Annotated in this window: 21 protein-coding genes; 9 read left to right on the top strand and 12 right to left on the bottom strand. The window is 71.4% G+C overall.

From position 1 onward, the window contains the following. Positions 1 to 43: 43 nt before the first annotated feature. The 3 genes from ACZ60E_RS27175 to ACZ60E_RS27165 all read right to left on the bottom strand — a co-directional run bounded on the left by ACZ60E_RS27175 (position 44) and on the right by ACZ60E_RS27165 (position 4,268). Positions 44 to 2,179: a putative bifunctional diguanylate cyclase/phosphodiesterase gene (locus ACZ60E_RS27175; RefSeq protein WP_469443813.1), complete on the bottom strand. Its 2,136-nt coding sequence runs from the start codon at positions 2,177 to 2,179 to the stop codon at positions 44 to 46. Continuing rightward, entirely contained in the window at positions 2,176 to 2,988 is an 813-nt protein-coding gene (locus ACZ60E_RS27170) for an SAM-dependent methyltransferase (RefSeq protein ID WP_384805648.1), read from the bottom strand. The genes ACZ60E_RS27175 and ACZ60E_RS27170 overlap by 4 nt, the downstream gene beginning before the upstream one ends. Positions 2,989 to 3,293: 305 nt before the next feature. Further along, positions 3,294 to 4,268 (bottom strand): SCO0930 family lipoprotein, encoded by a 975-nt coding sequence (locus ACZ60E_RS27165; protein ID WP_469443811.1) that lies wholly within the window; start codon positions 4,266 to 4,268, stop codon positions 3,294 to 3,296. Between the two features lie 856 nt (positions 4,269 to 5,124). Between ACZ60E_RS27165 and ACZ60E_RS27160 the strand changes: the two genes are divergently transcribed. The 3 genes from ACZ60E_RS27160 (at position 5,125) to ACZ60E_RS27150 (ending at position 6,788) form a co-directional block, all read left to right on the top strand. Continuing rightward, on the top strand, positions 5,125 to 5,253 hold the full coding sequence (locus tag ACZ60E_RS27160) for a hypothetical protein (RefSeq protein WP_267030316.1): 129 nt from the start codon (positions 5,125 to 5,127) through the stop codon (positions 5,251 to 5,253). A gap of 32 nt (positions 5,254 to 5,285) precedes the next feature. After that, positions 5,286 to 6,050 carry a bestrophin-like domain gene (locus ACZ60E_RS27155; protein WP_469443809.1) on the top strand — a complete coding sequence of 255 codons (765 nt, stop codon included), beginning with the start codon at positions 5,286 to 5,288 and terminating at the stop codon, positions 6,048 to 6,050. 204 nt (positions 6,051 to 6,254) lie between these two features. Next, positions 6,255 to 6,788 carry a hypothetical protein gene (locus ACZ60E_RS27150; protein WP_384805640.1) on the top strand — a complete coding sequence of 178 codons (534 nt, stop codon included), beginning with the start codon at positions 6,255 to 6,257 and terminating at the stop codon, positions 6,786 to 6,788. A 129-nt stretch (positions 6,789 to 6,917) separates the two neighbouring features. On the opposite strand, the gene ACZ60E_RS27145 is transcribed toward ACZ60E_RS27150, so the two are convergent. Beyond that, positions 6,918 to 7,406 carry a hypothetical protein gene (locus ACZ60E_RS27145; protein ID WP_469443807.1) on the bottom strand — a complete coding sequence of 163 codons (489 nt, stop codon included), beginning with the start codon at positions 7,404 to 7,406 and terminating at the stop codon, positions 6,918 to 6,920. A 333-nt stretch (positions 7,407 to 7,739) separates the two neighbouring features. Between ACZ60E_RS27145 and ACZ60E_RS27140 the strand changes: the two genes are divergently transcribed. Then, positions 7,740 to 8,402, top strand: a complete 663-nt coding sequence (locus tag ACZ60E_RS27140) for a class F sortase (RefSeq protein ID WP_469443806.1) — start codon at positions 7,740 to 7,742, stop codon at positions 8,400 to 8,402. Positions 8,403 to 8,465: 63 nt separating this feature from the next. Here ACZ60E_RS27140 and ACZ60E_RS27135 read toward each other — a convergent pair whose 3' ends face one another. Continuing rightward, entirely contained in the window at positions 8,466 to 9,314 is an 849-nt protein-coding gene (locus tag ACZ60E_RS27135; protein WP_469443804.1) for a polysaccharide deacetylase family protein, read from the bottom strand. 155 nt (positions 9,315 to 9,469) lie between these two features. On the opposite strand from ACZ60E_RS27135, the gene ACZ60E_RS27130 reads away from it, so the two are divergent. The 4 genes from ACZ60E_RS27130 to ACZ60E_RS27115 all read left to right on the top strand — a co-directional run bounded on the left by ACZ60E_RS27130 (position 9,470) and on the right by ACZ60E_RS27115 (position 12,192). Continuing rightward, the gene (locus ACZ60E_RS27130) at positions 9,470 to 9,931 is read left to right on the top strand and encodes a universal stress protein (RefSeq protein ID WP_210887078.1); all 462 of its coding nucleotides are present in this window, start codon (positions 9,470 to 9,472) and stop codon (positions 9,929 to 9,931) included. A 186-nt stretch (positions 9,932 to 10,117) separates the two neighbouring features. Beyond that, on the top strand, positions 10,118 to 10,663 hold the full coding sequence (locus ACZ60E_RS27125; protein WP_210887081.1) for a sigma-70 family RNA polymerase sigma factor: 546 nt from the start codon (positions 10,118 to 10,120) through the stop codon (positions 10,661 to 10,663). A 135-nt stretch (positions 10,664 to 10,798) separates the two neighbouring features. Beyond that, positions 10,799 to 11,314, top strand: a complete 516-nt coding sequence (locus ACZ60E_RS27120) for a hypothetical protein (RefSeq protein ID WP_384805632.1) — start codon at positions 10,799 to 10,801, stop codon at positions 11,312 to 11,314. A 221-nt stretch (positions 11,315 to 11,535) separates the two neighbouring features. Beyond that, positions 11,536 to 12,192, top strand: a complete 657-nt coding sequence (locus tag ACZ60E_RS27115; protein WP_384805630.1) for an anti-sigma factor family protein — start codon at positions 11,536 to 11,538, stop codon at positions 12,190 to 12,192. Between the two features lie 19 nt (positions 12,193 to 12,211). On the opposite strand, the gene ACZ60E_RS27110 is transcribed toward ACZ60E_RS27115, so the two are convergent. Then, positions 12,212 to 13,075: an Fpg/Nei family DNA glycosylase gene (locus ACZ60E_RS27110; protein ID WP_469443797.1), complete on the bottom strand. Its 864-nt coding sequence runs from the start codon at positions 13,073 to 13,075 to the stop codon at positions 12,212 to 12,214. Between the two features lie 92 nt (positions 13,076 to 13,167). Further along, a complete protein-coding gene (locus ACZ60E_RS27105) occupies positions 13,168 to 15,246 on the bottom strand; it encodes a SpoIIE family protein phosphatase (RefSeq protein ID WP_453790366.1) in 2,079 nt (692 codons plus the stop codon). A 114-nt stretch (positions 15,247 to 15,360) separates the two neighbouring features. On the opposite strand from ACZ60E_RS27105, the gene ACZ60E_RS27100 reads away from it, so the two are divergent. Then, on the top strand, positions 15,361 to 16,767 hold the full coding sequence (locus ACZ60E_RS27100; protein ID WP_469443795.1) for a lipase maturation factor family protein: 1,407 nt from the start codon (positions 15,361 to 15,363) through the stop codon (positions 16,765 to 16,767). A gap of 10 nt (positions 16,768 to 16,777) precedes the next feature. Here ACZ60E_RS27100 and ACZ60E_RS27095 read toward each other — a convergent pair whose 3' ends face one another. The 5 genes from ACZ60E_RS27095 to ACZ60E_RS27075 are packed head-to-tail and all read right to left on the bottom strand — an operon-like array spanning position 16,778 to position 21,099. After that, complete coding sequence (locus tag ACZ60E_RS27095) at positions 16,778 to 17,632, bottom strand: amidohydrolase family protein (protein WP_469443793.1); 855 nt, start codon at positions 17,630 to 17,632, stop codon at positions 16,778 to 16,780. After that, on the bottom strand, positions 17,629 to 17,943 hold the full coding sequence (locus ACZ60E_RS27090) for an L-rhamnose mutarotase (protein WP_469443792.1): 315 nt from the start codon (positions 17,941 to 17,943) through the stop codon (positions 17,629 to 17,631). The genes ACZ60E_RS27095 and ACZ60E_RS27090 overlap by 4 nt, the downstream gene beginning before the upstream one ends. After that, positions 17,940 to 18,944, bottom strand: a complete 1,005-nt coding sequence (locus ACZ60E_RS27085; RefSeq protein ID WP_469443790.1) for an aldo/keto reductase — start codon at positions 18,942 to 18,944, stop codon at positions 17,940 to 17,942. The genes ACZ60E_RS27090 and ACZ60E_RS27085 overlap by 4 nt, the downstream gene beginning before the upstream one ends. A 5-nt stretch (positions 18,945 to 18,949) precedes the next feature. Then, entirely contained in the window at positions 18,950 to 19,705 is a 756-nt protein-coding gene (locus ACZ60E_RS27080; protein WP_469443788.1) for an SDR family NAD(P)-dependent oxidoreductase, read from the bottom strand. After that, entirely contained in the window at positions 19,702 to 21,099 is a 1,398-nt protein-coding gene (locus ACZ60E_RS27075) for an L-fuconate dehydratase (protein WP_469443786.1), read from the bottom strand. The genes ACZ60E_RS27080 and ACZ60E_RS27075 overlap by 4 nt, the downstream gene beginning before the upstream one ends. Positions 21,100 to 21,181: the final 82 nt, after the last annotated feature.

Raw genomic sequence — 21,181 nt, 5'->3', positions numbered from 1 at the left:
CGGGGAACGGCGCGGGCAACCACCACTCACCCGCAAGGCCCGCTCAGCCCGTCGCGTCCACCAGCGCCAAGTCGTGCAGGCGGTCCGGTGGGCCGGGGCGGGCGTAGTACCAGCCCTGCGCCGTGTCGCAGCCCAGCAGACGGAGCTGCTCCGCCTGCGCCCCCGTCTCCACCCCCTCCACCGTGACCGCGAGGTCCAGGCTGTGGGCCAGTGAGACGATCCCCTCGACGATCTTGAGGTCGACCGGATCGGCGGGAAACTGCTGCATGCCCTGTGTGAAGGACCGGTCGAGCTTCAGGATGCTCACCGGCAGCCGCCGCAGATTGGCCAGGTTCGAGTACCCCGTGCCGAAGTCGTCCAGCGCGATGTCGACACCCATCTCGGCGAGTCGACGCAGCGGCTTCAACAGGTCGTCGTCCGCCCCGATGAGCGCCGACTCGGTGACCTCCAGGCAGAGGAAGTTCGGTTCGAGACCGACCCGCTCCAGGATGTCCACCGTGTCGGAGACGAGCCCGGGGTGGGTCAGCTGGCAGGGGGAGAGATTCACGTTGATCCGCAGCGGGCCCGCGTCGGAGTGACGTTCCTGCCACTCACGCGCCTGGCGGACCGACTGCTCCAGGACCCAGCGCCCCAGCGGGACGATCAGCCCCGTGTGCTCGGCGAGCGGGATGAACCGGTCCGGGCCGAGGACGCCGTGCTGCGGATGCAGCCACCGCACCAGGGCCTCGGCGCCGTGCACACTGCCGTCGCCGAGATGCACGAGCGGCTGGTACTCGATGAAGAACTCGCCCCGGTCCAGCGCCGCGGGCAGCGCCGTGGTGAGCCCGTGCCGGGTGATCGCGCGGGCGTCCGCCTCGGCGTCGGCCAGCTCGTAGCGGTTGCCGCCCGCCGACTTGGCCCGGTACATCGTGATGTCGGCGCTGCGCAGCACCTCCGCAGGGCCGCGCTCGCCCGCCGGACCCTCGACGATGCCGATGCTCCCGCGGACGGTGAGTTCGCGGCCGTCGATGCGCACCGGGGTGACCAGCGCGTTCATGATGCGGTCGGCGAGGGCGTCGACCTCGCTCTCGGTGTCGGGTCCGGTGGTCAGCGCCACGAACTCGTCGCCGCCGAGCCGGGCCACCATCTCGCCGGGCGCGGTCGCGCAGGACTGCAGCCGGTCGGCGACCTCGACGAGCAGCCGGTCGCCCGCCGCGTGCCCGAGGCTGTCGTTGATGGTCTTGAAGCCGTCGAGGTCGAGGTAGCAGAGCCCGAACCGCTGGCCGTCGCCCGCCGCGAGCGCCTTGTCGAGCCGCTCGAAGAACAGCGTGCGGTTGGGCAGCCCGGTGAGCGCGTCGTGCGTGGCCTCGTACCGAAGCCGGAGGTTGAGCAGCCTGCGCTCGGTGGTGTCCTCCATGAGGGCGAGCTGGTACTGCGGCCGGCCGTCCGGGTCGCGCAGCAGCGAGACGGTGAGGTTGGTCCACAGAACCGTTCCGTCGGGCCGGTAGAAGGCCTTCTCGACGTGGTAGTGCTCGCGGTCGCCGCGCACCAGCTCCTCGTAGAGCCGCCAGACCTGGGCGCCGTCCTCGGGGTGGGTCCACTCGGTGACGTTCCGCCCGCGCATCAGCTGCTCGGTCCCGCCGAACATCCGCAGCAGGGCGTTGTTCACCTGCAGGATGTTGCCGTCGAGGTCCGCGACGCCGATGCCTATGGCCGCGCCCTCGAAGACGGCGCGGAAGCGTGCCTCGGTCGCGTGCAGCGCGTCCGCGACGATTCCCTGGGCCTGGAGCGCGGCGCGTGCGATGGTCTCCTGCTCGGCCAGCGTCCGCTCCCGCAGCGCCCGGGCGAACCCGGCCGCCATGGCGTGCTGCAGCCGCGCGGAGCGGGCGCGCAGGGCGTCCTGCGCTCCGTCGCCGCCGCAGTAGAGCACCAGGTAGGCGTCGACGCAGTCGAGTGTGGCGCTGAGTGCTTCGGGCTCCGTGCAGTGCGCCCCGATGAGCGCGGCGCCGACGGCCTGCCCCTCGGCCGCCTCGAACGTCCTGGCCCGCAGCGCCTCACTGAGCCGCCTGGCGAGCGGCACGAGGCGCTGCTCGAACTCCGGGCGGGTCAGCGACGTGGCGGTCACCGGGAAGACGGCCCGGCTCCAGATCGTCGCGAACCTGCGCAGTCTGTCCTCCGGCCCGTCCGGCTCCGCGGTCACGCCGTGCGCCCCACGCCCGCGAAACCCGAGTAGGAATAAGGATCCTCGTCCTCGGACGCCGGGTCGGGCCGCCAGTTCGGCATCGGCACCAGTCCGGGTTCCACCATGTCGTACCCCTCGAAGAACCGCGCGATGTCCTCGCGCGAGCGCATGATCAGCGGGTTTCGGATGTCCTTGTAGACGTCGACGGCGCCCCCGGCCCGCTCCGGTGGGAGCGGGATCCCCTCGTACGAGGCATGAGTGACGACGAGCAGACTGCCGGGCGCGAGGGCGTCCCTCAGCTCGGCCACGGCATCGTACGGGTCGTCCTCGTCCTCCACGAAGTGCAGTATGGCAACGAGAAGCAGCGCCACTGGCTGATTCAGGTCTATCAGACGCTGCAGACGCGGACTCGCCAGGATCTCCCGGGGCTTGCGGAGGTCCGCGGTGACGACGTCCGCGTTCTCGTTGCCGGCCAGGACGGACTCGCTGTGCGCGACGGCCACCGGGTCGTGGTCCACGTAGACGACACGGGCGCCCGGGCGGGCGCTCTGGGCCACCTCGTGAACGTTGCCGAAGGTGGGGATGCCCGAGCCGATGTCGAGGAACTGGTCGATGCCCTCGGCGGCCGCGAAGCGCACCGCGCGGCGCAGGAACGCCCGGTTCGCCTGCATGACCTTGGGGAGCCCCGGCATGAACTCCATGGCCCTGCGCGCGGCTTCCCTGTCGACCTCGAAGTTGTGCGATCCGCCCAGGTAGTAGTCGTAGATGCGGCTCACACTGGGCACCGAGATGTCGATGCCGCGTGGGGCCCAGGCGGGACGCTCCATCTATGTCTCCAAGGCGTAGACGATCCGGTGTTCGAGCTGAGGCTACTGATCGCCCGCCAATGGAGCGAGTGGAAACGGAAATTGACCGTCCGTTCAACGCCACTGCCTCGGGCACGTGCCGAATGGAAGGCCCAGCGAAATCGCCCCGAAGCATTCCAAACGGATCCGACGGAACTGCGCAGAGTCACGAGCCGAACCGGGACGAGCCGGGCCGTGACGCGTCCGGATGTGAAAAAGCCGTTTCGCTCCCTGCGCGCGATGCGGAGGGAGCGAAACGGCGATTGTGCGTACTTGTTCCGATGTGGCTACTTCGGCTTGCCGAGCGGCTTGCCCTCGGGGGAGATGGCGTACCAGGTGCCGCCGACGCCCTGCCCGTTGGTGTCGCCGGGCTTCTTGTCACCCGCGAAGGTGTAGAGCGGCCAGCAGTCGATGCTCTGCTGCTTGAGGCCGTCCGGACGGTTGTTGATGACGTAGCCGCGCTTGCCGTCGTTCTTGTTGTCGATGCCCTTGGTGTCGGCGGCGTCCACCGGCTCGACGACCGGCCACTTCTCCAGGCACGCGCCGATGCAGTTCGACTTCATCGGCCACGGGACGTCCTTCTCGAACCGGTAGACCGTCATGCCGTTCTTGTCGATGACGACCTCGCCGAGCTCCGGGTCGTTGCGGGTCGACAGACCGGGCAGGTCGGCGGCCTCCGCCGTGCCGCCGCCGGCGCCTGCGGACGCCTTCTTGCCCGTGGGGGCCGAGGCGTACCAAGTGCCGCCCACGCCCTGGCCCTTGACGTCACCGGCCTTGGTGTCCTTCGCGAACCGGTACTGCGGCCAGCCGTCGATGGTCAGCTGCTTCGTGCCGTCGGAACGGGTGACCTCGCCCAGCAGGGCCTTGTCGATACCCACCGGGGCCGCGGCACCCGAGGACGGGACCGGGGGCCAGGCCGTGGCGCAGTCGCCGTCACAGGTCGACTTCGGCGGCTCCGCCGTGTCCTTGTCGAAGCGGTACAGCGTCATGCCCGCGCTGTCCGTGACCACTTCACCGAGCTTGTCGGTGTCCGACACGGCAAGCTGGCCGGCGCTCTGGGCGACCGCGCCCTGGCCGTCCGCGGCGGCGGCGCCCGTCTCGGTCGCCGCTCCCGCCGAACCGTAGCCACCCGCCGCGGGCGCCGCGCCCACGTTCTGGCTGCCGGTCGCATCGCTCGCCTTTTCCTGACCGCACGCCGTCGTCAGCACCAGCACTGCCGCAGCTGACGCTACGAGTGAGGCGCTCCGCCAGGAGGTCTTCATTGGTAACTCCCGCTGTTTGCATAGGTGTTGCGGCACTGCTCAGCACCGCGTATGGCCCTAGGTACGGGCGGGGGTGCGGTGAGTGTTCAAAGTGAGCACACATTTCTTTCTGGTAACGCCCGGGAGCCCTGCTCAGGGAGGGGTCGGGGAGGCTCGGGGAGACGTCAGGAAGGGGCGCCGGGAAAGGGGCGGGGAAGGCGCCCAGGAATCCTGGCGCCCGGCGCGGCTCCGGTCCCGGCCCAGGTCCCGGAACGCTCGCGGCGCCGTTCGGCAACGGCCTGAGGCCCCCTTGTCCCTCCTTCGGGGCAATTACACCGCCAGTCCCCCATATGTGGTCGCACGGGGGCCGATGATCGCGATCGTGCCTGGACCAAAAAGAACCAAGCGGCCGCTCCGACTCGCTCTCGGCATACGGCTACTGGCGCTGCTCACCCTGACCTGGGTCGCGGGCGGCGCGCCGGCCCCCGCGACCGCCGACGCGTGCGCGTACGCCTCCTCGGGCCCCGGCGGAGTCTCGGCGGTGTCGGTCGCGGGCACCTGCCCGACCCCCACCCCGACACCACCGCCGCCCCCGCCTTCCCCCTCACCCTCGACCCCGTGTCCGACGACCCCTCCGCCCAGTCCGCCGCCGAAGCCACCTCCCTCACCGAAACCGCCGCCCAAGCCGGCCCCCGCCCCGACACCACCGCCGAAGCCCGAGCCGACGCCCCCGCCACGACCCGCGCCCGTCGCCCCGGTCGTCGTACCGCCCGCTCCCGTGACGCCACGGCCGACCCCCGCCACGCCACGCCCGACGCCTCCCTCGCCACGCCCGGCACCGCCCCCCAGCGCGCGGCCCGGTCCGTCGCCGACCCCGGTGAGCTATCCGCCGTACCGCGTCAGGGCGCGCAAGGCCCCGCCCCGCGGCGGCCCCTCCCTCGTGTCGCTCACCCTGCTCATCACCGCGCCCGCCGTGCTCGCCGCCGCCGCGCTGCGCCCGCGCTGACCCGGCGCCCGCACTGACCCCTGGAGGAATCCTTGTCGGAATGGCTTGTTCTCGCCCTCGCGATGGCCGCCGCGGCCGTCGTCGTCCTCGTCGTCACCTTCGTACGGCACCGCACCGTCTCCGAGGACGACGATCCGTCCGACACCCCGGACGTCATCGAGTACATGACGATGATGATCGGCGTGGTGTACGCGATCGTGCTCGGCCTCGCCATCGCCGGAGTGTGGGAGGCGCGGGGCGTCGCCGAGGACCACGTGCAGACGGAGGCGCAGGCGCTGCACGAGATCAACGAGCGGGTACGCGTCTATCCGCCGGACGTCCGCGACCGCATCCGCGCGGACGTCGACGCCTATGTCGATCACGTCGTCACCACCGAGTGGAAGACCATGGCCGACCACGGCCATGTCACCGGGCGGGGGGCGGAACTGCTGAACCGGGTCCGCCAGGACGTCACCGACTACGAGCCGAGGACGGACTTCGAGGCCCAGGCCTACCAGCCGCTCCTCGACCAGGTGACCGCGGCGGACGCCGCGCGCACCGCCCGCGCCGACTCGACGGCGCCGACCATGCCGGGCGTCGTGTGGTTCGGCCTGATCACCGGGGCCGTGGTGACGGTGGGGCTGATCTTCGCCCTGCAGATCCGCCGCACCCCGCGCGAGGTGATCCTGGCGGGCCTGTTCGCCGCGCTGATCGCCTTCCTGCTCTTCCTGATCTGGGACTTCGACGCGCCCTACAGCCGCGGCATCACGGCGACCGCCGACCCGTTCCTGACGCACTTCCCCGACGCCGGGAAGTGACCTTGCCCGGGGGCGGGCGCCACGCCGCGTCCGTCCCCCGGGCGGAGGTGCCGATTACCCGGTTCGGCCCACATGATTGCCCCATTCGCGCGACTGCGATCGCGCCCGCGCCCGCACCTTCCTAGCGTTTCGATCATCGAGGTGCATGTACGGCGCAGCGGAAACGGTCCGCGGGCTGCTCCTCGGGGACCCGGAGGACTCACCATGCGCGCGATACGCGTCGCCTCGGCCGCACTGCTGGGCATGACCGCACTGACCCTCGCCATGCCCGTCGCCGTCGCCGAGGGCGACGGGGAGCACGAGCCGGAGCGCAACGTCACCTCGTTCGGCTTCAACGTCTCGCCGACGACGATCGCCGCGGGCGGCCGCGTCTCGCTGTCGGTCAACGGCTGCAAGAAGGAGACGAAGGTCAGTTCCGGTGTCTTCGACACGGTGACGATCCGCAAGGGCCAGTCGAACGCCTCGGCCACCGTCGACTGGGACGCCAGGCCGGGCGCGGTCTACGAGGTGACGTTCCAGTGCGGGCACGAATCCGGCCATACGGACCTCACCATCGCCGGTGGCCGCCCGGACGACCCGACACATCCCCCCACCCACCACGGCGTCAAGGCGGGGGTCGGCGGTACCGCGGGCGGTTTCGACCTCGGTCAGATCGGCCTCGGGACGGCGCTCATCGCCGGCTCGGTCGGCGCGGCGTACCACTGGTCGCGCAGGCGCACCGGCGAACAGGGCGGCTGACGGACCGTACGGCCCGCCGACGCACCGGACGGCCCTTCGCCCCGGGACCTTTGAGGATCCGGGGCGAAGGGCCGTCCACGTGCGTTCCGGTCTCCGAGGGGAGGAGTCCGTCCGGCGAGGGGGTGGGGGTCAGATCCTGCTCTCGGCGCGGCGGCGCATCCAGAACACCCCGCCGCCGACGAGCGCGAGGCCGACCAGGGAGCCGCCGATCGCCATGTCGGTCGGTGTGGCCCCGTCGGAGCTGCTGCCGCCGAGACCACCGCGGACACCGCCGATGACGGTGAAGGCGGCGGACTTCGTCAGCGCGGGCTTGCCTTCGCAGTGGACCCTGATGTCGTACGCGCCGGGCGAGGCCGAGCTGTTGACGGTCGTGGTTCCCTTCGACGTCTCGCTGTGGTTCCTGATCGGCGAGAGATCGGCCCGGGGGAACGCCCTGGACGTCATGCTGCCGCCGTTCGGGCACCCGTCGACGGTGACGGTGAGCTGTCCGCCCCGGGCGATGGCGCTGGGCATGGCGACGATGTTGCTAGAGGTGTCCCAGGCGACGGCCTGGGAAGCGGTGAGTCCGAGGGCGGCGATTGCTGTCGCAGAGACCGCCAGGGCACGAGTGCTACGCATGTGATCCTCCGCGGAAGGCGCCCCGGGGAACGTCCCCGGGTCGATCGGCGAGAGAACGCCTCCCAGACAGACACTCAGTTGTCGTGCACAGGGCCGCATTTCGAGAATGGTCCGTCCTGGTGAGAGGACACGCCGACGAAAAGGAACACAATCGGATATTGCCGCAGGTCACGGACCGTCAGAAATTTCCTCGGGGCCGCGACTCGTATGGCGCACGGCGGCCCGGTCCACCACCCGTTCGCCTTTCTCCCGTCGCCCCGCGCGCGGGCTGCGCTTAGCGTTCTCGTATGCGCGACGGACGTTGGCGACGGCCGCGTCGAGAGGGGTTTGCGAATGTCCGTGTCCGAGCTCGCCGAAGAGGAGGAGCGCCCGAGGAAGCGCGCTCCCTGGGGTGTCATAGCGCTTGTTCTGCTGACCGGCCTCGCTCTCATCCGCAATGGCTCGGGAGAGTTCGACGTGGGGCCCCCGCAGCCCGCGACGGCCGCCGCCGCGGACAGTGCCGGCACGGACAGGTCGCGGCCGGGCGCTCCGGCTCCCCTGTCGTTCTCCGTGGCGGACCGTGTCAGGATCCCGGCGATCCAGGTCGACGCCCCCACTGTTCCGGTGGGCCTCGACATGGAGGGCTGGGTGGACGCGCCGCCGCCGGAGGACCCGAACCTCGCGGGATGGTTCTCGGGTGCGGTCTCGCCCGGCGAGAAGGGCACGGCCGTCGTCGTCGGCCATGTCGACAACCGGCAGGGACCCGCCGTCTTCTACGGTCTGGGGTCCCTGAAAAAGGGAAACCGCGTGGAGGTGAGGCGCAGGGACGGAAAGACCGCCGTGTTCGAGATCTACGGCATCGAGGTCTTCGAGAAGAACAATTTCCCCGGCGACCGCGTCTACGGGAACACCGGTCATCCCGAATTGCGTGTCATCACCTGCGGAGGCGGTTTCTCCAAGCAGAACGGCTACGACGGAAATGTCGTCGCGTTCGCCCGGCTGGTGGAGGTCCGCTGAGCACCGCCCGGCCGGGTGGGCGAGAAGCCCGCCCGGCCGGAGGCCGTCCGTCTGTCTGGGGGCCTAGGTGAGCTGCCGCCGGGGCACGGTGAGGTGGTATCCGGAGTCCAGCAGCCGCGGGAGATAGTCGCGCAGGGCCCGCACGCTCTGTGAGCGGTTGCCGCCCGCGTCGTGCGAGAGGACCACGACCCCCGGCCCGGCCCCCTTCATGACCCGGCGCTCGATGGTCCCGGCACCCGGTGTGGTCCAGTCCAGGGTGTCGACGGTCCAGGCGAGCGGCTCCATGCCGAGGTCGGCGCCGACCTCGAAGACGGCCCGGTTCCAGGCCCCGTACGGCGCGCGGAACCAGCCGGGCCGCTCGCCGTACGCCTCCTCGATGACATCGGAGGTGCGTTCCATCTGGGAGCGGATCGCGGACCTGCTGAGCCGGGTCAGGAGCGGGTGGGACCAGGTGTGGTTGCCGACGCTGTGCCCCTCGTCCGACATCCGGCGCAGCATGTCCTTGTGGTCGGCGGCCATCTCGCCGCACACGAAGAACATGGCGCGCACGTCGTGAGCCTTGAGGGTCCGCAGGATGCCGGGGGTGTAGCGGGGGTCGGGGCCGTCGTCGAAGCTCAGCACCATGCTGTGCTCCCGGTCCGACATCCGCAGGAACGGCTCGTGCCGTACGAGGGTGCGGGCGGGTGTGCCGCGGGCCGGACCGTATCCGGCGATGGGCTGCAGCCGGTAGGCGGAGGGCCTGCGGACCGCTCTGTTCGCCTGGGCCCCGGCGGCGGGCGCGGCGGCGGACCGGGGAGGGGGGCCGGGTTCGGCGCCGAGCAGCTGTACCGCGCCGGCCGCACCCGCCGCTCCCAGGGCGGCGGCACCGGCGAGCAAGGCCCGGCGCCGCGAGAGGAACTGATCCTTATTCATGACTAATCAGTCGCCCGGTGGTGGTGCGCCCCAGCACCCTGCCACCGGTGCGGTCGTATGAAAACACCCGTTGGGAGCAGCTTCCGGGCGGCCCGGCACCGGTGCCCGGGGTCCCGGACGGCGGCCTGTTCCGCCTGTTCCGATAGCCTCGGGCCGTGACGGAACAGCACTCCCACCAGTTCGAACGTGGCACCGACGGCCCCAAGGTGATCCTGGCCGGCGTGGACGGCTCCGAGTCCTCGCTGCGGGCGGCCTCCTATGCCGCGGGGCTGGCCCGGCGGCAGCGGGCCCTGCTCACGCTGGTGTACGTACAGCCGGTGATGGCGGCGGGTGCGGCGCTCGGGGTACCGGTCGCCGACACGACCGACCAGATCGCCGAGGAGCTGGTCCGGGACATCCAGGAGGCGGCCGAGCAGGTCAAGGGCATATTCGATGTGCGCTGGGAGTTCCACACGTTCCGCGGCGACCCGTACAACGGGCTCGTCTCGGCGGCCGAGCAGCTCAAGGCGGATGCCGTCGTGGTGGGCGCGTCGGAGCAGGCCGGGCACCGGATCGTCGGTTCCGTCGCCATCCGGCTGGTGAAGGCGGGCCGCTGGCCGGTGACGGTGGTGCCGTAGCCGGGCCGCCGGCCGGAGTTTCGTCCGGCCGGCCGACCGGACCGTCGAGGTCCGGACAGATGCGGAGGCGGAGCCTTCCGTCCCGGTTGACCGTTCGTCGTACCGTTCGTCGACGGGTTCGACCGTCTGCCGACGAGCCGTGTCCTGGCCCTGTCCCGGCGGGACGCCCTGCGCTGGCATACGGCCATGACGGCCGCCATCACCATGACCAGCAGGACGACCGCCGAGCACGAGCTGGCCGAATTGCAGCGGGAGCACGGAGCACCGCTCTTCGCCCTGATGCTGAGGCTCTCCGACGGAGACCGCCAGCGCGCCGAGGATCTGGTGCAGGAGACATTCGTACGCGCCTGGCAGCATCCCGAGGCCCTGCGCGCCGACGACTTCGATTCCGTACGGCCCTGGCTGCTGACCGTGGGGCGGCGCCTGGCCATCGACGCGCGGCGGGCCCGGCAGGCGCGGCCCGCGGAGGTCGGGGACGCCGTGCTGGAGAGCGCGCGGGTCGCGGCGGATCACGCGGAACGCTCGGTCGCGACCCTCGATGTGCGGGAGGCTGTGAAGACTCTCACTCCCGAACACCGTGAAGTCCTGGTGCAGGTGTATTTCCGCGGGGCCAGCGTGGCGGAGGCCGCGGCCGCCCTGGGTATTCCGGCCGGTACGGTGAAGTCCCGCGCGTACTACGCGCTGCGCGCCCTGCGCCGGGTTCTTCCGGGATACGCGGCCGACCTGCGGTGAAACCGCGGGTTAGGTCAAGCCTCCGTAAAGCGCCTTGCTGAGGATCATGGTTGAGCAATCAGCTGTCCTCATCCGTGTTCCCCGATGGGGCCCGGGTTCGGGCGACGCGCACGCACCGGAGGAAGGCAGGAAGGGATGCTGCACAGAGGTCAAGAGAGCACGGACGGCACCGGCGGCGGAGAACTCACCGTCCCCATGGCCTGGTTGTACGCGGAGTACATCGCGGACGAACTGCTCCGGACGGGCGACCTGATGCCGCCCACGTCCTTCGAGTTCAGAGCCGGGCGTGACGCGCTGGCTCTCACCATCTTCCTGTCCGACACCAGTGGCGAGCTCTCCGGCATCCGGGTGGTCACGCAGCTGGAGACCTGGCTGTCGCTGACGGCGTACGACCAGCCGTGGCAGGACTGGGTGGGCGAGCGCATGGCCGGGCTCGCCGCCGAGGCCGCCGACTCGGGCGGTCCGTCCCCCGATCTGGATCTGGCGACGGCGGCCTGGCGCTGGCTGGAGGAGACCGAACTGCTCGCGCCCGACCTGGACGCGGTGCCGGGCGGTGGCCCCGTCATCGGCGAGGACGACGGCCCCAAGGTGTGGACCCCGGCCTGGCAGCTGGGGCTGCCGCTGGGACATCTGGCGATCCATCTTTTCTGATTTTTCCGACCACTCCCCCGACCGATCCCCCGACGGAGCCCCCGGTGGGCTCCCCTGACCAGTTTTTTTCGAACCTCGACCAATCCGTGGGCCCGACCGCTCCGAATCTCCAGGTTGCATTCCGGACGGGGCTTGAGTGATTCGGCGGTCCCCTGCGTACCGGTGGGCAAGTAGCTACTCCCCGCACACCCCCACCCATCGGCACGGCATGAGGATTTGGTATGAGGTCGCTGGAACGCCACCGCGACGTCGGCGCATACGCGCTAGGCGTGCTGGACGAGGCGGACGCCTTCCGCTTCGAGGACCACCTCATGGAGTGTCCCCAGTGTGCGGTTCAGATACATGAACTGTCCGCGACGACACGGTCGTTGCGGGCGTACGCGGAAGCGACGCCACGCTCGGTCAACCCCATGACCCAGGCAGGGCCGGGCCTGCTGGACCGGCTCCTGGACGATGTCGTCACGGCGCGCAGGAGCGGGCGCAGGCGCTGGCTGTTCGCGGTCGCCGCCGCCGTGGTCTTCGCCGTCGGCGGGCCCGCGGTCGCGGTCTTCACCGGCGACGAGGGCTCCGACGCCAGGACGGTCGCCGCGACCGATCCGGGAACCGGCGTCTGGGCCGAGGTCACCACCCTGGACCGGGCCTACGGCAGCGAGGTGGACGCGAAGGTCAAGAACGCCTCCGCGGACCAGGCCTGCGAACTCGTCGCCATCGGTTACGACGACTCGGAACAGGTCGTCCTGAGCTGGACCGTGCCCAAGGGGACCTCGGCTCCCTCCGCGGGCATGCAGGGCGCTGCCGCGATGCACACGGCGGACATCGCCCGGTACGAGGTGCGCACGGCGGACGGGAAGCATCTCGTGACGATCGAGGCGCCCTGAGCCCCGGTCGTTCCACCGGTCATTTGAGGAACTTGCTCATCCTGCGGTCCGCGAGGGGCTTGCCGCCCGTCTGGCAGGTGGGGCAGTACTGGAGCGACGAGTCGCTGAAGGAGACCTCGCGGACGGTGTCTCCGCAGACCGGACAGGGCTCGCCCGTCCGTCCGTGGACGCGCAGGCCGCTCTTCTTCTCGGCCTTGAGCCGGCCCGCGGCGACTCCGCGGGACCGCTCGACGGCTTCCACGAGGGTGGCCCGCAGCGCCTCGTACAGGCGCCGGGTCTCCTGCGGGGTCAGTGTGGAGGCCAGCTTGAAGGGCGACATCTTCGCGGCGTGCAGGATCTCGTCGCTGTAGGCGTTGCCCACCCCCGCGATCAGGCTCTGGTCGCGCAGGGCGCCCTTCAGCTGTCTGCGCTCGCCCTCCAGGAGCGCGGCGAAGCGGGCCTCGTCGAAGTCGTCGGCCAGCGGGTCCGGGCCGAGCCGGGCCACCCCGGGCACCTCCCCGGGGTCCTGTACGACGTACACCGCCAGCCGTTTCTGGGTGCCGGCCTCGGTGAGGTCGAAGCCCTCGCCGGTCTCCAGGGCGACGCGCAGGGCCAGGGGCCCCTTGCCGGGGCGGGGCGGCCCATCGGGCAGCCGGTCCTTCCAGTGGAGCCAGCCCGCGCGGGCCAGGTGCGTGACGAGGTGCGGGCCGCCGGCGGTCTCCAGGTCCAGGAACTTGCCGTGCCGGTGCACGGCCGTGACCTCGCGGCCCTCCAGAGCGCCGAGCGGCGGGTCGTACGTCTTGAGCACACTGATCGCGACGGGCAGCACGCGGACGATCTCGCGGCCGACCAGATGTCCGACGAGAAAGTCCTTCAGCGCTTCGACCTCGGGCAGCTCCGGCATAGATCCAGGGTGCCACCCGCGCCCCGAAAGGGGCGCGGGGAACTGCGCGCTCAACCCCCACAGAGCCGCACTCGACACCCGCGGGCCCCCCGTCACTCCCGTTCCGGCACGAGGAACTCGCACCAGACGCACTTGCCACCGCCCCGGGCCTCCACGCCCCACACGTCCGCGAGGCGGTCCACCAGTAGGAGGCCCCGGCCGGAGACACCGGACTCGCCCGCCTCCCGGCGCCGGGGAAGCGCGCTGGACGCGTCCTCGACCTCGACGCGGATCCGGCGGTCCGGACCGGTGAGGGCGCGCAGGGTGACGACGGCGGCGCCCTCCGTGTGCATGAGGGCGTTGGTGATCAGCTCGTCGGCGATCAGCTCGATCTCGTCGGCACGCTCGCGGGCGCCCCAGGCCCGTACCGCCGCGCGGACCATGTGCCGGGCCTCGGTGAGCGCCTCCGGGTCCCCGGGCCCCACGTGCTGCTGGACCCGCCCGCCGGAGCGCTGCGCGTCCCTGCCCACCCGGCGGAGCAGGAGGAGCGCCACGTCGTCCTCGCCGCCGCGTTCCTCCGCGACGTCGATGAGGCGGTCGGCGAGGTCGCGGACGTCGTCGGGGCCCGTGGAGACGAGGGCGCGCAGGGTCCGCATGCCGTCGTCAAGGTCGATTCCCGGCTGTTCGACCAGGCCGTCGGTGCACAGGAGGAGTGTCTGGCCGGGGTCGAGTTCCAGGGTGTCGACCGGGTATTCGAGGCGTCCGAACTCGGCGGACAGGCCGAGCGGCAGGCCACCCGCCACGGCGAGCCGGTGGCAGCCGCCGTCCGTGTCGCGGACCAGCGGGTCGATGTGGCCCGCCCGGACGACCTGGACCACTCCGGTGTCCAGGTCGGCCTCCGCGTACAGGCAGGTCGCGAAGCGTTCGGTGTCGAGTTCGTGGAGGAAGACGGAGGCGCGGGCCATGACGGTCGCGGGGGTGTGGCCCTCGGCCGCGTAGGCGCGCAGGACGATCCGCAGCTGGCCCATGACGGCCGCCGCGTGCGTGTCGTGTCCCTGGACGTCTCCGATGACGGCGCCGACCCGGCCGCCGGGCAGCGGGATCACGTCGTACCAGTCGCCGCCGATCTCGCGGCCGAGGGAGCCCGAGCGGTAGCGCACGGCGACGTCGGCGCCGGGGACGCGCGGGATCGTGCGCGGCAGCATGGCCTGCTGGAGGCCCTGGGCGAGGTCCTTCTCCTGCTCGTAGAACATGGCGCGCTGGAGGCTCTGCGCGATGCTGCTGCCGAGGGCGACGAGGACGTTGCGGTCCTGGGCGGAGAAGCCGCGCCGGTCGCTGTAGAGCAGTCCCATGGCGCCGATGGGTCTGGCCTGTGCGATGAGGGGCAGATAGGCCGCCGAGGTGATGTCGAGGGCGGTGATGTGCGGCCACAGCAGCGGGTAGAGCCGGGCGAACTCCTCCGGCGACTCGATGTAGCGCGGGGTCAGCGTGCGCACGACCTCGCTCATCGGGTACTGCTCGTCGATGCCGGTGACCAGGGTGCCGGGCACGAAGCTGCCCCTGGGGCCCTCCGCGACCAGCCGGATGCGGCCGGCCTCGACGAGGCCCATGACGAGGCTGGTCGCGCCCAGGTGGGTGACGCCCTGGTTGTTCTTCAGGACGTCGATGACGTCCTGGACGGTGCGGGCGTGGGCGAGCGCCGCCGCGGTGATCTGTACGACGTTCGTCTGCCGGCGGCGGGCCTCGATGTCCAGGGCGGCCCTCTCGCGCCGGTCCTGGGCCTCGCTCAGTTCCCGGGTGGCGTCACGGATGATGCCGATGATGCGGCGCGGCCGGCCGGTCGCGTCGCGCTGGATGTAGCCCTGGGTGTGGGTCCAGCGCAGGGTGCCGTCCCGGCGGCGGACGCGGAAGTACGCGCCGTAGTTCTCGCTGCCGTCCTTGAGGGACTGGGAGACGTGCGTGTCGAGGCGGTGGGCCTCGTCCGGCGGCACGCGCGGGGCCAGGTTCTCCGGACGGTCGGCGTATTCCTCGGGAAGCACGTCGAAGATCTCGTGGGCCAGGGCGTCCATCCGCATGAGACCGGTGTCCAGGTCCCAGTCGAAGCTGCCCATGCGGTTGAGCGCCAGGATCGGATCCGGTTGGGCGGGCCAGTCGTCCGGGAGTGACAGAGCGCTCTCACCCCGATCAACCATGTGTTCACCTTGTCAGGGTTTACCCGAATTATCGACTCGGCCCGGGTCGTAATCTGGGCGCTCCGCGAGCAGGGGCAAGAGGTAAAGAGAAAGAGAGAGAAGGGAGCGGCCGGCGTGGAGTGGTTCACCGCCCCCGAGTACTGGACCGGCCGGCTGGTCTTCCAGCGGGCGCTGGCGGTGGTCTATCTCGTCGCGTTCCTGGGTGCGGCTCTCCAGTTCCGTGCGCTGATCGGCGAGCGAGGCATGCTGCCGGTGTCCCGGTTCGTGGCCCGGGTGCCGTTCCGGGGGGCGCCGAGCGTGTTCCACCTCCACTTCTCGGACCGCTTCTTCGCTGTCTGGGCCTGGACGGGCTGCGCGGTGTCGCTGGCCCTCGTCGCGGGGCTGGACGGCCGTCTCCCGCTGTGGGGCGCCATGCTGCTCTGGCTCGTTCCCTGGGTGCTCTACCTGTCGATCGTGAACGTCGGCCAGACCTGGTACGGCTTCGGCTGGGAGTCCCTGCTCCTGGAGACCGGCTTCCTCGCGGTGTTCCTGGGCAACGACGAGATCGCGCCGCCCGTCGTGGTGCTCCTCCTGCTGCGCTGGATCCTGTTCCGGGTGGAGTTCGGGGCCGGTCTGATCAAGATGCGCGGCGACGCGTGCTGGCGGAAGCTGACCTGCCTCGACTTCCACCATGAGACCCAGCCGATGCCGGGTCCGCTGAGCTGGTTCTTCCACCACCTCCCGAAGCCGTTCCACCGGGCCGAGGTGGCCGCCAACCACGTGACCCAACTCGTCGTGCCGTTCCTGCTGTTCGCCCCGCAGCCCGTCGCCGCGGCGGCGGCTTCCCTGATGATCGTCACCCAGCTGTGGCTGGTCCTGTCCGGCAACTTCTCCTGGCTGAACTGGATCACGATCGTGCTCGCCGTGCCGGCCCTGACCCTGCCCGGCACGGCCCCGGAGGTCCCCGACGCCCCGCTCTGGTACGAGATCGTGGTCCTGTCGGCCGCGGCGCTGCTCGTGTTCCTCAGCCACGGCCCGGTCCGCAACATGATCTCCCGCCGCCAGACGATGAACCGCTCCTTCGACCCGCTCCACCTGGTGAACACGTACGGGGCGTTCGGCAGCGTCAGCCGGATCCGGTACGAGGTGGTGGTCGAGGGCACGGCCGACCCGGTGCCCCGCGAGGACGCGGGCTGGCTGGAGTACGGGTTCCGGGGCAAGCCCGGCGATCCCCGGCACTGGCCCCGCCAGTTCGCCCCCTACCATCTGCGACTGGACTGGATGATGTGGTTCGCCGCGCTCTCCCCCGCCTACGCCGAGCCCTGGTTCGGCGGCTTCGTGGAGCGCCTCCTGGCGAACGACCGCGACACGCTCCGCCTCCTGCGCCACTCCCCGTTCCCCCCGGACGCGCCGCCCCACCATGTCCGGGCGCGGCTCTACCGCTACCGCTACACGACCTGGGAGGAGCTGCGGAGGACTGGCGCGTGCTGGGAGCGGACGTATGTGCGGGAGTTCTTCCCGCCGACGCGGCTGGACGCGTAGCCCGCCGGGCTCAGAGGCGGTAGACGCGGGTGGCCGTACCCGAGAAGATCTCCTCCCGCTCGCTCTCGTCGAGCTTCCCGGTCAACTGATCGGCGATGTGCACGACTTCGGCGAACGAGGCCACGAGCGTGCACACCGGCCAGTCGGAGCCGAACATGAGCCGGCCGGGGCCGAAGGCTTCGAGCACCGTGTCCGCGTAGGGAGCAAGGTCGCCCACCGCCCAGCTCCGCCGGTCCGCCTCCGTGACCATTCCGGAGAGCTTGCAGACGGTGTTGGGCAGGGCGGCGAGGGCCCGCACCTCGGTGGCCCAGGGCTCCGTCCCACCCGCGCCGATGGGCGGCTTGCCCACGTGGTCGAGCACGAAGGTGAGACCGGGGTGCCGGTCCGCCGCCCGTGCGCAGGCGGGCAGTTGGTGCGGCAGGACGACCAGGTCGTAGGCGAGGCCCGCTTCCGCGACCGCCGCCAGACCTCGGCGTACGTCCTCGCGCAGCAGCCATTCCGGGTCCGGTTCGCCCTGGACCTGGTGACGGATGCCCTTGAGGTGACGGCCGCCCGGCAGCTCCCGCAGACGGGCCAGTTCGTCCGCGACGCCGGGACGGGTGAGGTCGGTCCAGCCGACGACCGCGCCGATCAGTTCGCTGCTCTCCGCGAGGGCCAGGAACTCGGGGGTCTCCTCGGCCACCGTGACCGTCTGCACGAGGACGGTCCGGGCGACTCCGGCGGCGCGGGCTTCCGGAGCCAGCTCCTCGGCCGTGAAGTTCCTTCGCAGCGGCGCGAGTTCGGGGCCCACGATCCAGTCCTGGTCGCGTACGGACAGGTCCCACACGTGGTGGTGGGCGTCCACGAGGCCCGTGCGGACCGTCACGGCAGCTCCCAGACGACCGGCAGTCCGGCCTCCGTGCCCTCGGCCGAGTAGTCGTGCACCACGTCGAGGAGCTGGGCCATCCGGGACTGCCAGGCGATGTTGACGGGCAGTTTCTCCAGTTCGGCGAGCAGTCGCGTGTAGTCCTCGCACTCCAGGAGGTGGAAGAGGTCGGGGCCGCTGCGCCAGATGGTCCAGGACGTGGCTCCGGCGGCGCGGATCGCGTCCGTGAGTTCCCTGGGGACCTGGCGGTGTGCGGCCTCGTACGCGTCGATGCGGTCGGCGCGGACCTTGGTGTGCAGGGCGATCCTCATGACGGCTCCTCGGACGGGACCGGAGCTTCGGCGGGCAGGAGGCCCGTCTCCCGCAGCTCCTGCCAGAGACTCGCGGGCACGTCCGCCGTGAACTGTGCGGCGCAGTCGCGTACTTCGTGGGGTGAGCGGGCGCCGACGAGGACGGCCGCGACCGCCGGGTGGGCGGCGCAGAAGGCGAGGGCCGCCGCCCGCAGCGTCGTGCCGTGCCGGTCCGCCGCCGCCTTGAGGGCCAGCGCCCGGTCCAGCAACTCGGGCGGCGCGGCCCGGTAGTTGTATCTGGCCCCGGGCTTCGGGTCGGCCAGCAGGCCGGAGTTGAAGGCGCCGCCGATGACGACGGACGTGCCGCGTTCCCGGGCGGCCGGGAGCAGGTCGGTGAGCGCCCCCTGGTCGAGCAGCGTGTAGCGGCCGGCGCAGAGCACCACGTCGACATCCGTGTCGCGGACGAAGCGGGTGAGCATCTCGGCCTGGTTCATGCCCACGCCTATCGCGCCCACCACCCCCTCCGAACGCAGCTTCTCCAGCGCCGGATATCCCTCGCGGAAGGCCTCCTCGCCGTGGTCGTCCGGGTCGTGGAGGTAGACGACGTCCACCCGGTCTAGGCCCAGCCGCTCCAGGCTGGCGTCGAGGGTCCGGCGTACGCCGTCCGCGCTGAAGTCCCACACCCGGCGGTGCGTGGCGGGCACCGCGAACCCGTTGGCCAGGTCGTCGCCGCCCGCGTCGGTGGGCTCCAGACGGCGGCCCACCTTGGTCGAGACGGTGTACTCCGCCCGGGGCCGCCCGCGCAGGGCCGCGCCGAGACGTCGTTCGGAGTGGCCTATGCCGTAGTGGGGCGCGGTGTCGAAGTAGCGGATGCCCGCGTCCCAGGCGGCGTCCACGGTCGCGAGCGCCTGCTCCTCGGGGACCGGGCTGTAGAGGCCGGCGATACCGGCGGCGCCGAGGGCCAGCGCGGTGACGTCGACGGAGCCGCGGCCGAGCGTGTGGGTACCGGCAGGCGTCCCCATGCCGGTCACCGGCCCGCCGGGCGCAGCCGCAGCCCCTGCATGCCGCCGTCGACCGCGAGGGCCGTACCGGTGGTGGCGCCCGACAGCGAGCTCGCCAAGTAGGCGATGGCGCCCGCGACTTCGCCGGCCGAGACGAGGCGGCCGGTGGGCTGGCGGGCCTCCAGGGCGGCCCGCTCGGCGGCCGGGTCGGGCGCGGCGTCCAGGAGGCGGCCGACCCAGGGGGTGTCGACCGTGCCGGGGTTCACGCAGTTGACGCGGATGCCCTCCCTGACGTGGTCGGCGGCCATGGCGAGGGTCAGCGACAGGACCGCGCCCTTGGACGCGGAGTACAGGGCGCGCTGCGGAAGGCCCGCGGTGGCGGCGATGGAGCAGGTGTTGACGACGGCCGCGTGCGACGACTTCCGCAGGTGGGGCAGGGCGGCCCTGGCCGTGCGGACCATACCGACGACGTTGACGTCCATGACGCGGTGCCAGGCCTCGTCGTCGTTGTCCTCGACGGTGCCCTGGGCACCGATGCCCGCGTTGTTGATCAGCACGTCCAGGCCGCCGAGGTCGGCGACCGCGGCGGCGACGGCGAGGCGTACGGACTCGTCGTCGGTGACGTCGGCCCGGTAGCCGAGCAGGGGTTTCCGGACGCTCTCCGGGTCCAGGTCGAGCACGGCGACCTGCGCGCCGCGGGCGGCGAGGAGTTCCGCGGTGGCCCGGCCGATACCGGAGGCACCGCCCGTCACCAGCGCCTTGAGTCCCTCGAAGTCACTCATGCCGCCTGCTCCTTCTGCTGCTTGGACGTCTGCTGTCGCTGCTGCTCGGTCTGCTGCTCGGTCTGCTGCCGTTCGAGGTCGGCGGCCCAGAACGTGCCGCCGGGGAAGGTGAACTCGGCGATGGACTCCGGCCGCATGGTGGCCGAGAAGCCCGGCAGGGTGGGTGCCATGTACCGACCTTCTCCGATCACCACCGGATCGAGGAAGTGGTCGTGCAGATGGTCGACGTACTCGATCACCCGGTTCTCGGTCGTGCCGGAGAGCGCCACGTAGTCGAACATCGACAGGTGCTGGACGAGTTCGCACAGTCCGACACCGCCGGCGTGCGGGCAGACGGGGACGCCGAACTCGGCCGCCAGCAGCAGGATCGCGAGGTTCTCGTTGACACCGCCGACGCGGGCGGCGTCGATCTGCAGGACGTCGATCGCGCCCGCCTGGAGCAGCTGCTTGAAGACGATCCGGTTCTGTACGTGCTCCCCGGTGGCGACCTTGACCGGTGCGACGGCCTTGCGGACGGCGGCATGGCCGAGGATGTCGTCGGGGCTGGTGGGCTCCTCGATCCAGTACGGGTCGAACTCGGCCAGTGCCGTGGTCCACTCGATGGCCTCGTCGACGTTCCACCGCTGGTTGGCGTCGATGGCGATCCGGATGTCGGGTCCGACGACGGCCCGGGCCACCCGGCAGCGCCGTACGTCGTCGGCGAGGTCCGCGCCGACCTTCAGCTTGATCTGGGTGAAGCCGTCGGCGACGGCCTGGCGGGCCAGCCGGGTGAGCTTCTCGTCGGAGTAGCCGAGCCAGCCGGGCGAGGTGGTGTAGCCGGGGAAGCCGCGCTCCTTCAGCAGCGCGGTGCGTTCCGCCGAACCCTCCCGGCCCTGCCGCAGCAGCCGGAGCGCGTCCTCGGGGGTGAGGACGTCCGCGATGTACCGGAAGTCCACCTGGGCGACGAGCCATTCGGGGGTGGCGTCGGCGAGGAGCTGCCACAGGGGCTTGTGGGCGCGCTTGGCGACGAGGTCCCAGACGGCGTTGACGACGGCGCCGATCGCCATGTGCATCACGCCCTTCTCGGGCCCGAGCCAGCGCAGTTGGCTGTCGCCGGTGAGGTCGCGGGCGAGTGATCCCGGGTCCGCGCACAGCTCGTCGACCGACCGCCCCAGGACGTGCGGGCGCAGCGCCTCGATCGCGGCGACCTGGACGTCGTTGCCCCGCCCGATGGTGAAGGTGAACCCGTGCCCCTCCAGTCCGCCGGCCGTGTCGTCGTCGGTACGCAGCACGACGTACGCGGCCGAGTAGTCGGGGTCGGGATTCATCGCGTCGGACCCGTCGAGTTCACGCGAGGTGGGGAAACGGATGTCATAGGTGTCGACCGCGGTGACGCGAGCGGCGGATGAGGACACAGGAATACCTTTCGGTCAGGCCCCGTAAGGGGCGCGGGGAACTGCGCGCTCAGCCACAGCGGACCCGCAGATGCACACCACG

The organism is Streptomyces sp. NPDC102514 (assembly GCF_055584525.1).
Note: the sequence above shows the minus strand (reverse complement) of the source record. Positions and strands in the feature narration are given on the sequence as shown.

Coding starts and splice junctions, on each gene's coding strand:
- ACZ60E_RS27170 (WP_384805648.1), bottom strand. CDS start 2,988: ATGGAGCGTCCCGCCTGGGCCCCACGCGGCATCGACATCTCGGTGCCC.
- ACZ60E_RS27165 (WP_469443811.1), bottom strand. CDS start 4,268: ATGAAGACCTCCTGGCGGAGCGCCTCACTCGTAGCGTCAGCTGCGGCA.
- ACZ60E_RS27150 (WP_384805640.1), top strand. CDS start 6,255: ATGCGCGCGATACGCGTCGCCTCGGCCGCACTGCTGGGCATGACCGCA.
- ACZ60E_RS27145 (WP_469443807.1), bottom strand. CDS start 7,406: ATGCGTAGCACTCGTGCCCTGGCGGTCTCTGCGACAGCAATCGCCGCC.
- ACZ60E_RS27140 (WP_469443806.1), top strand. CDS start 7,740: ATGTCCGTGTCCGAGCTCGCCGAAGAGGAGGAGCGCCCGAGGAAGCGC.
- ACZ60E_RS27135 (WP_469443804.1), bottom strand. CDS start 9,314: ATGAATAAGGATCAGTTCCTCTCGCGGCGCCGGGCCTTGCTCGCCGGT.
- ACZ60E_RS27125 (WP_210887081.1), top strand. CDS start 10,118: ATGACGGCCGCCATCACCATGACCAGCAGGACGACCGCCGAGCACGAG.
- ACZ60E_RS27120 (WP_384805632.1), top strand. CDS start 10,799: ATGCTGCACAGAGGTCAAGAGAGCACGGACGGCACCGGCGGCGGAGAA.
- ACZ60E_RS27115 (WP_384805630.1), top strand. CDS start 11,536: ATGAGGTCGCTGGAACGCCACCGCGACGTCGGCGCATACGCGCTAGGC.
- ACZ60E_RS27110 (WP_469443797.1), bottom strand. CDS start 13,075: ATGCCGGAGCTGCCCGAGGTCGAAGCGCTGAAGGACTTTCTCGTCGGA.
- ACZ60E_RS27105 (WP_453790366.1), bottom strand. CDS start 15,246: ATGGTTGATCGGGGTGAGAGCGCTCTGTCACTCCCGGACGACTGGCCC.
- ACZ60E_RS27090 (WP_469443792.1), bottom strand. CDS start 17,943: ATGAGGATCGCCCTGCACACCAAGGTCCGCGCCGACCGCATCGACGCG.
- ACZ60E_RS27085 (WP_469443790.1), bottom strand. CDS start 18,944: ATGGGGACGCCTGCCGGTACCCACACGCTCGGCCGCGGCTCCGTCGAC.
- ACZ60E_RS27080 (WP_469443788.1), bottom strand. CDS start 19,705: ATGAGTGACTTCGAGGGACTCAAGGCGCTGGTGACGGGCGGTGCCTCC.